General features: G+C 45.0%; 6 protein-coding genes and 1 pseudogene. 2 read left to right on the top strand and 5 right to left on the bottom strand.

Annotated features, from left to right (window positions below):
• Window positions 1-53: 53 nt before the first annotated feature.
• The 4 genes from BMY62_RS10430 to BMY62_RS10445 all read right to left on the bottom strand — a co-directional run bounded on the left by BMY62_RS10430 (window position 54) and on the right by BMY62_RS10445 (window position 4,108).
• On the bottom strand, window positions 54-1,433 hold the full coding sequence (locus BMY62_RS10430) for an NAD(P)(+) transhydrogenase (Re/Si-specific) subunit beta (protein WP_090659356.1): 1,380 nt from the start codon (window positions 1,431-1,433) through the stop codon (window positions 54-56).
• A complete protein-coding gene (locus BMY62_RS10435) occupies window positions 1,434-1,742 on the bottom strand; it encodes an NAD(P) transhydrogenase subunit alpha part 2 (protein WP_090627502.1) in 309 nt (102 codons plus the stop codon).
• A 45-nt stretch (window positions 1,743-1,787) separates the two neighbouring features.
• Complete coding sequence (locus tag BMY62_RS10440) at window positions 1,788-2,915, bottom strand: Re/Si-specific NAD(P)(+) transhydrogenase subunit alpha (RefSeq protein ID WP_090659359.1); 1,128 nt, start codon at window positions 2,913-2,915, stop codon at window positions 1,788-1,790.
• A 230-nt stretch (window positions 2,916-3,145) separates the two neighbouring features.
• Complete coding sequence (locus tag BMY62_RS10445; protein ID WP_090659362.1) at window positions 3,146-4,108, bottom strand: ornithine cyclodeaminase family protein; 963 nt, start codon at window positions 4,106-4,108, stop codon at window positions 3,146-3,148.
• A gap of 441 nt (window positions 4,109-4,549) precedes the next feature.
• On the opposite strand from BMY62_RS10445, the gene BMY62_RS10450 reads away from it, so the two are divergent.
• Together BMY62_RS10450 and BMY62_RS10455 are read left to right on the top strand one after the other, a co-directional pair.
• Window positions 4,550-5,458: a DUF6502 family protein gene (locus BMY62_RS10450; protein ID WP_218142969.1), complete on the top strand. Its 909-nt coding sequence runs from the start codon at window positions 4,550-4,552 to the stop codon at window positions 5,456-5,458.
• Entirely contained in the window at window positions 5,458-6,684 is a 1,227-nt protein-coding gene (locus BMY62_RS10455; RefSeq protein ID WP_090659365.1) for a DUF5666 domain-containing protein, read from the top strand. The genes BMY62_RS10450 and BMY62_RS10455 overlap by 1 nt, the downstream gene beginning before the upstream one ends.
• A 263-nt stretch (window positions 6,685-6,947) precedes the next feature.
• Here the strand turns inward: BMY62_RS10455 and BMY62_RS10460 are convergent.
• A pseudogene (locus tag BMY62_RS10460) lies at window positions 6,948-7,637 on the bottom strand (IS630 family transposase); the annotation flags it as partial.
• Window positions 7,638-7,661: the final 24 nt, after the last annotated feature.

A 7,661-nucleotide genomic window follows, 5' to 3' on the forward strand; every position in this document is an offset into this window, starting at 1 on the left:
AATTACCGAATTACTGTCGCTTGAATCAATTGACGCGATGCACTGCGTGCAAATCAGATAGCTTTGACCATATGTTCTACAACCTTCTTCGCATCCCCAAAAATCATCATTGTTTTATCCATATAGAACAGGTCATTATCTAACCCCGCATAACCGACCCCCATACTCCGTTTAACTACCATGACTGTACGCGCTTTGTGCGCCTCCAGAATGGGCATACCATAAATCGGACTTCCGGGCACATTAGCCGCTGGATTTACCACATCGTTTGCACCAAGCACCAGCACCACGTCTGTATTAGAGAAATCGCTGTTGATTTCTTCCATTTCAAGAACCTGCTCATAGGGTATTTCCGCTTCCGCCAAAAGCACATTCATATGACCTGGCATACGCCCGGCAACAGGATGAATGGCAAAACGCACATTAACACCTTTCTCGTGCAGCATTTCGGCCAATTCCTTAACAGCATGTTGCGCTCTCGCGACAGCCAATCCGTAGCCTGGAATAATAACAACGCTATCCGCATTTCCCATCAGGAATGCCGCATCTTCAGCACTACCGCTGCGGTAGGTTTTCTGCGTTCCATCATCAGCAATCGAAGCACCGCCGTCACTACCAAATCCGCCTAAAATTACCGACAAAAATGGCCGGTTCATTGCTTTACACATAATATACGACAGAATCGCACCGGAACTGCCAACCAGCGAACCAGCTATAATGAGCATCGGATTCCCGAGAGAAAAACCGATACCTGCAGCAGCCCAACCGGAATATGAATTGAGCATTGATATAACAACGGGCATGTCGGCGCCACCAATCGGAATGATGATCAGGAAACCCAGCAGGAAGGCAATTGCCGTCATTGCGATAAACGCCGTCCAATTGGTTGTGTCACTGAAAAAGAACCACAAACCAAAACCAATCATTACGATCGCCAGCAGTAAATTCAACAGATGCTGACCGGTAAAAACCACAGGCGTTCCACTCATACGGCCTGATAACTTCAAAAAAGCAATAACCGAACCAGACCACGTCATCGCGCCGATAAATGTACCAAGAAACAGTTCCAGCTTACTACCAGCGGGCAACACTGCCGGAAGTCCAAAAGAAACAGGGTTGTTGACTGCTGCAATCGCAATAAAAACAGCCGCAAGGCCCACGAGTGAATGCATGAATGCAACCAGCTCAGGCATTGCTGTCATTTGTACACGTTTTGCTATAATAGTACCGATAACGGCACCGATAGCGATACAACCGATGATTAACAACCAGTTTTCTGTCAATGTCATCGTCGTTGCAACGGCAATAAGCATGCCGAGCATACCGAATACGTTCCCACGACGCGCAGATTCCGGTGAGCTTAGGCCTTTCAGCGCCAGTATAAAAAATACCGAAGCTACCAGGTATGCGAGTGCTACCATATTTGCTGACATTTATGCGCTTCCTTTTTTATCTTTTTTCTTGAACATTTCCAGCATGCGCTGGCTGACCAGAAACCCGCCAAATACATTCACGGCTGCAAGTGTCACGGCAACCGCACCAAGCCATACCCCCCAGTCTGTATCAGCAGGTCCTGCCGCAAGCATGGCACCGACTATGATAATACTTGAAATTGCATTGGTTACAGACATCAACGGTGTGTGTAAGGCCGGCGTAACATTCCATACCACATGATAGCCAACAAATATCGCCAGCACAAAGATTGTTAAATTAATAATAAGTGGATCAATATCACCTATCATATTCACTCCTTTTAAAATCGTTAATTGTATGCCTATGCTGTTTTATTAAGATGCCTGAACAACATTGCCATCACTGCAAACCAGGGTTCCTGCGACAATCTCATCATCACGATCAATGCGAAGCTGGCCGCTTTCAGCATCTACTATCAGATTCAAAAAGTTCATCAGATTCCGCGCATACAATGTGCTTGAATCGGCTGCAACCAGTCCAGGTATATTTGCGATGCCTATCAGGTGTACGTCATGTTTAACAACGGTTTGGTCCAACTCGGACAAAACACAATTTCCACCTGCTTCGACTGCCATATCAACGATGACTGAACCTGGTTTCATTGCTCTTACTGTTTCCTCTTTTATTAAAACCGGGGCCGGTCGACCTGGAATCAAGGCCGTAGTAATCACTATATCAGCGGCAACGGCTCTTTCATGAACCAATTCACTCTGACGGCGTTTGTAATCCTCTGACATTTCAGTCGCATAACCACCGGCAGTTTCAGCATTTGCCTTTTCTTCTTCATTGAGTGGGACTTCAATAAATTTGGCGCCGAGGCTCTCAACTTGTTCTTTCGCTGCCGGCCTTACATCAAAGGCCTCCACTACTGCACCAAGCCTTTTTGCGGTGGCAATTGCCTGCAACCCTGCCACTCCTGCACCCAGAATCAGCACGCGGGCTGCCTTTACCGTTCCAGCAGCTGTCATCAACATCGGAAAAAAACGCTGATAAACATTGGCGGCCATTAATACCGCCTTGTAACCAGCAATATTTGCTTGGGAGGACAATACGTCCATATTCTGTGCGCGTGTAATTCGCGGCAGTTTTTCCATTGCAAATGCTGTAATGCCATGCCGGGCGAGTATATCTATGTTTTCGGATTTACTTGGCGCCAGCAAACCAATCAGCACAGCATCCTTGCGCATCATTGCCAGTTCTTCTGCTTCTGGACCACGTACCTTGAGTACTATGTCCGACTGACTGTACAAGGTTGCAGCATCTGCCACAATTTTCGCGCCTGCCGCCTCAAACTCTGAATCAGGTATACTCGCACGCGCACCTGCACCTGTTTGAACAGACACGACATGAACTCCTTTTGCGGTATATTTTTTAATGGTTTCCGGTGTAGCTGCTACACGCGTCTCTTCCCCGCGAATCTCTGCGGGTATGCCTATATGCATTGCCGATCTCCCCTATCTCCCTAATTTTGCCAGCATGTCAGCAAAATTTTTTAACTTTCTTCGAATTTATTTATTTAACTTTTTTGAACAATACTTTTGGAAATTTTTTCTTTACTTTTTTGAAACTGAACACGGGATTATAAATGAATTTACTCTTCACGTAATAGATTACTGGATTAAATTAAAAAATTGACACACATTTACAACAACTTCCGAAAATAAACCAAATATCAAATTTCAACCAGCAGTCCTTTTGAATTGTCGCACGCACATTGGTAAGCCAGTGCTGAAACTGCCAAATCGCCCAATGCCAGACCACGAAAAACGAACGCAGTCCGTGACTTGCTACACGCCCGACCGGTTATTTTTCCATTGACCAGAGCTGTCAGATCTCCCGCAACCAGCGCCGGATTCACCAAAGGATTCGGCATATTTGCTTCCTGTTCAAGGTCATCAATAACAATACAATCGAAAGCAGACATGCTCTCGGCATGCCAAGGCGCTGCCAAATCAGTCATGGTAACAAAAGCACCTGTCTTTAACCAATGTGCCTCAATAAACGGCTTCAACTCAGGTGAAATAGTGACCGATGTTACAATGATGTCAGCTACCGACACCGCTTCCCGAGCTGTATCGCATGCAATCACTTTTAATCCCAGTTTCTCTGCATGCAAACAAAATCTGTTTCGGCTTTCAGCGCCACGGCCATACACACGTATTTCGGTGAGCGGAAACAATTCAGCAAATGTTTCCAAATGACTGTGTGCCTGAACACCGCAACCAATAAAGGCTGCTACCGATGAATCAATCCTCGCCAGACGTTTCGCAGCTACCGCACTTAACCCGGCTGTTCGAACTGCAGTAACCCAGCCACCATTTAATACAGACAAAGGCATGCCGGTATCACTGTCAAGCAGCGTCACCAACGCGTAAATACTCTGCATACCCCGACCGGAGTTTTTGGGATTCAGTAACAATGATTTAACAGCTAAAATTTGTGGGTCGTCTGCAGCTGCAAGCGTAGCCATCATATACCTGCCGTCCGGTGGCGTTATGACCGATTTTGGCGCATTCCATACTTTCGTGCCATTCCGCCCCAACAACAAATGCTCAATACTTGCCACAATAGCCTGCGTCGAAAGCGGTAGCTGATCGAGCGTATTTTGTGACAAAAAACGAATGAATTGGGTCATCTCTACCTCTTGAAGTCATTTTAACACTGTATCAGCGATGGTATAGAAGCACACAGTCTCAGGTAGCAAACTCACCCTAGTACTCTATCAATCCGAAAAAATTATCTGCATTCTCTCACAGTCTTTCCAATAAACGACTTAGGGAATTTCGCACTTCAATACCACGCCAGACTAACACGAATATGTCTCCCGTAGAATTTTCCGAGAGCCCAAATAAAACCGTTAATAAAAGATGCAATTCTTGTCGGTATAGTAACGTTGATTGGTATCCAGACCAGGGACTGGATGGAAGATATACTCAATCGCGTATTACCTGTAGACAATATCTAATTCAATTCGACATGCACTGGCGGCAATTCCAATAATTTGTAAAAATTTCCCACGCATACTAAAATCAAGCTTTCTGAATCATAAGAGAAGTTGAAATAACAATTAATGCGAATGCCTACTTCAGAAAAAGATACGGGTGTCACAACGGTTTCCGCAGTGCTAGTATCAGCCATATGCAAAGTATTGCGGCCTTTGGTCAAACTTATGTTATCCAAAGGGATAACCTATGTTTATCTGACAGATATATTGAAAAAAATTTTTGTGGAAGTTGGCGACAAGGATTTTCGAATGAACGGCAAGCCTGTTACAGACAGCCATTTAAGCCTGTTAACCGGTATACACCGCAAGGATATCAAAAGACTGCGCACCACTGCCAACACAAAAAACGAGATTATTCCGGAAACCGTCTCCATGGGTGCACGACTCGTCAGTCAATGGACCAGTGATCCGGCTTATCTGGATGAAGATGGTCATCCAAAACCGTTGCCACGTTTTATACGTGATGCCGGTAAAATATCATTTGAAGGACTTGTAGCCAGTGTCAGCAAGGATATTCGCTCGCGGGTGGTACTGGATGAATGGCTGCGTCTGGGTGTCGTCGATTTCGACGAACAGCGCCGAGTATGTCTGAAGGTGGAAGCGTTCGTTCCTGCAAAAGGTTTTGATGAAAAAGCATACTATTTCGGTCATAATCTTCATGATCATTCCGCTGCTGCCGCTTCCAACCTGATCGGAGAGCGCCAGCCATACTTGGAGCGAAGTGTTCATTATGATGCCTTAAGCCATCAATCGATAAGGATTTTAGCGGAACAGTCTGAACTACTGGGCATGCAAACACTACTGGCAATCAATAAAAAAGCCATGACACTGGAACAGGAAGACGCATCCAAAAGTGAAAAAAATCACCGTTTTACTTTGGGTGTCTATTTTTACAGCGAACCTGTAGAGTCAGAAAAATACACCACGTCTACAGATCCGTTCACAGAAGAAAAACTGCGGAATAACCATTCGCCACTCTAATGAAAATGACATTGCACGATCATCATCTTCCGTTGAATACGGGCTCTTTATTCAGACTTTTAATTGTTTTGGCTTTCGTTCTTTCCTTTGCCTATCCACTCAACTCGTACAGTTCCGATGTTTGTAAAACAGACAGCAGCCCGGCTAATCCACTCGCAGCAACAAACTCGGGTTTAGGTGGTACAGGCATCGAGTTGACGCAATCCGGAATAGGCGGAACGGGAATTGATGGCAGTGGTATTGGCGGTACTGGTATCGAAATCAGTGATTATGATGACACCGATGAAAAAATGATCAGTGAAGGCGGCGTTATAGGCGGAACAGGTATAATCGGGGTTATCACCGGTTTTGCCAGTATATGTGTAAACGACATTGAAATTCATTACAATAAAAATACACCTGTAACAATGGATGGTTTGACTTCTTCTGTCAGCAAACTGGCGACCGGTCAAATGGTTGTTGTTCGTGCCGAGGGTTCAAATGATAAAACAAAGGCACAACTGATTGCGATCTACCATGCAGTAGTTGGTCCTGTAGGCCATATTGACCCAACAACCAGAGAAATCAGAGTACTAAACCAGACCATACAGCTGCAGGCGCACCATAAGCTGGAAAAATTGAATGAAAAATGGGTACGCGTAAGCGGATTGCGTCTTGCTAGTGGCAAAATTATTGCAACACATATCCAGCCCATCCAGCCGATGAAACGATCCATCATTAATGGCCGAATCACTCAAATCAATCCCGGCGAAATCATCATTGAAGGCACGCGTGTACAATTTAACCCAGAATCATGGCCGCATGGTCTGTCCAAAGGAATGGAGATATCTGTCGACGGCACTTGGGACGGCACAAGTATTCATGCACAGACAGTCCATGTGGAACCAACCCGGCAAATATTAGGCGATGTTCAACAAATCGTAATGGAAGGATACGTTCAGGCTTTCACTGATCATTCACTCGAAATGAACAATCAGTCACTGCAATTAAGCCCATCTGCACAAATTACCGGAACCGACGAAAAGAAACTTGAATTAAATCGACGTGTACAGATTAACGGTCAATTGACGCCAGAGCACAACATAATCGTGGACAAGCTGGAATTAAAACCTTCCCCGATCATTCAGGATATCAACAACATATCAATCAGTAACGGAATTCGTGAACACGGATCTGCATTGAAATTTGAAAACCATATGCACAACCGCATTGAGGCTTTTGAATAGAAAACAAACGCGATTTTGTATTTGTTCGAATGCTAACAAGTCTTGTTAAATATACACAGATTATTTTCCAAACGGATCTCCACTAGTACTTACATGGACACGCCCACGTTATGCCAAGCTTTCAGTCGATGATTTTGAGAAGGTAAAGATTGCTGCCATACATCCGGACTTTATGCGAGGCTCATTGCCTCTGTCCCTGATGGAATACGCTGGTCGGGGCTCCATCACTTTTACGCACTTGATGTGCTAGTAATAGTGTTCTTTCAATTTGATATTGCCGGATAAAGCTGTTTAAGTTTTATCCGTGCATCCTCAGTTGCAAATCGCCACTCAATTGTCGTAGCAGATCGGTTTCGTGTTGTTGTCCATGCATCGACTTCTTTGCGTACAGTTTCCATGTCAGCTAATCGACGATTAAGACATTGCCGCGACAATGCACTGAATTCGCATTCTGCCATATTCAACCAACTGCCATGCTTTGGCGTATATACAAATTCCAATTTTTCCATCAATCCGTGCGCAACCTCTGGTTCAAAAGCTTTATATAACGATGCTCCCGTGTGCGTATTCAGATTATCCATGACAAGTGTAATTCGCCTGGCTTCAGGAAAATCCTGTTCCACCAGAGTGCGTACGCCTTGTGCCCATTGCAAGGCCGCGTGATTGTCTGCTACATCTATTCGACGCCAACTCATTAGCGGCGCATAAAACTGGATAAGATGCGCAACACCATTACGCTCATATTCCACATCATAGCGTTCTGTCTGACCAGGCCTGCCTGGCAGTGCAGGCCTTATTTCCTTCACACATTGCACACTCGTCTCATCCATACATACTACAGGGTAGTCTGGATCAAAAGCACGTTTGTAAACTGACAGAACTTGTTCCATCGCACACACAAAAGCAGCATCCTGTTTGGGTGGAATACACCACATCTTCTTCTGCCAGGGCTTAAAGGTGTTTTTTTAAAACCTGTC

Origin of the sequence: Nitrosomonas marina, from assembly GCF_900111605.1 — a bacterium.
GTDB lineage: Bacteria > Pseudomonadota > Gammaproteobacteria > Burkholderiales > Nitrosomonadaceae > Nitrosomonas > Nitrosomonas marina_A.